Here is a 1,407-nt window from a genome sequence, read left to right as displayed (position 1 = left end):
AAGTTAATCAATGACGAATTGAGAGGGAAATATATTGATAAATATTTGTATGAGGTAAACTAAGAAGGTTTTAGAAAAACGAAAAGGAATTTTTATACTTGTAACATAAAAATTCTAGGGGGATGTTAATATGGAAAAAACTATGATGGTAGAAACAACAAACATGATGATGTCTATGGAAAAAATGATGTGTGAAATGAAGTGTATGAAAATGATGATGAATAACATGATGCAAATGGATGTAGAAATGGATAAGGCAATGATGGTGAAAATGAATGAATGTGATGAAATGATGAAGACTACTATGTCTATGATGAAAGCGATGAAAGAGAAATGTTGTTGAAGTAGCAAAGTATAGCGTAAAATGATGATGATCTTGTAAATTTAAATTAGTAAAGAGCCTGTTTTAGTTGGTAAATTAAAATAGGCTCTTTTAACTATTGTTCAAAAATAAATTGAGTTGACAAAAAAGAACTAAAAKAWTATTTTAGTTCTTTTTTCTGTATTAACACTGTTCAAATCATTTGTTTAAAAGCTATAGATGATGGTTAGGCAGTGAGAAAAGACAAGTAAGAGCCTATCTTTCTTCGTTAAATGTGTGCTGAAGTAAATAATGATTCCATTTTTATTTTACTCTTTTCTCTAATTTCAGCATCAGCATGTCGCATAACATATTTATGCGCCACAGCGATTGCTAAAACATCATCTAATAAGCCAATCCCAATAATAGCAGCTATATCTGGAATGAAGTCGATTGCTAATACGTAATAAGATAAAGCAGCTAATATTATGAATTTCGCTTTAGTAGGTAACCCTTTTTTTCTCATTGTGTAGTATAAAATAATACTTTCATATACGCTTGATTTCCCGAGGTTTGCTGAGCTTTTTTTGAATTTTTTCCAAAGTGTCTGTTTCTCCATATAAACACTCCTTTTACAAAAACATAGATTCTTTAAAAGGATAGACAAAGAAGTAGGGAAATAATCAACTTTATTGTTTTTCTTTTTGTATAATTCCATAAAAATAGTGAATTACCTGTTTGAAATAATAGAATGTTGGTTATGTAACGACTCACAGTGTTTTGTTATATAAGTATGCACAGTAAAATGTATGTGTATGATTTGTTTATCCCTTTCGGAAAAAAGACTCCATCTGATTTGTGTTACGGGTGAAACCCAACAATTCAGATGGAGATGAATTGCCGTCAGTCAATAGACCAAACACCTTTGTTTCATTCATAACAATTTTTTGAGGGCGAATGTTTGTTTCTCGTTGTCTTACGATACAATCTGTCGTAGATAAGGAGGGAATATACCGTAAGACAACGAAATTGGATAATAATAATCATTCTGTTACTTGAGCCAAAAGGAATTACGATGAAGACCATGTTCACATTTTGTTCCGTTT

The 1,407-nt window shown here is 30.7% G+C and carries 2 protein-coding genes; one reads left to right on the top strand and one right to left on the bottom strand.

Translation table 11 applies throughout. From position 1 onward, the window contains the following. Positions 1 to 130 precede the first annotated feature (130 nt). Complete coding sequence (locus tag AC1DJR_RS29720) at positions 131 to 343, top strand: hypothetical protein (RefSeq protein WP_000416118.1); 213 nt, start codon at positions 131 to 133, stop codon at positions 341 to 343. 247 nt (positions 344 to 590) lie between these two features. Here the strand turns inward: AC1DJR_RS29720 and AC1DJR_RS29715 are convergent, their stop codons facing one another. After that, on the bottom strand, positions 591 to 920 hold the full coding sequence (locus AC1DJR_RS29715) for a YkvA family protein (RefSeq protein WP_044439596.1): 330 nt from the start codon (positions 918 to 920) through the stop codon (positions 591 to 593). Between the last annotated feature and the right edge of the window lie 487 nt (positions 921 to 1,407).

This window comes from Bacillus sp. 05T31 (assembly GCF_056396725.1).
The sequence above is the reverse complement of the archived record's forward strand: the minus strand, read 5'-3'. Positions and strand labels throughout refer to the sequence as shown.

Coding starts and splice junctions, on each gene's coding strand:
- AC1DJR_RS29720 (WP_000416118.1), top strand. CDS start 131: ATGGAAAAAACTATGATGGTAGAAACAACAAACATGATGATGTCTATG.
- AC1DJR_RS29715 (WP_044439596.1), bottom strand. CDS start 920: ATGGAGAAACAGACACTTTGGAAAAAATTCAAAAAAAGCTCAGCAAAC.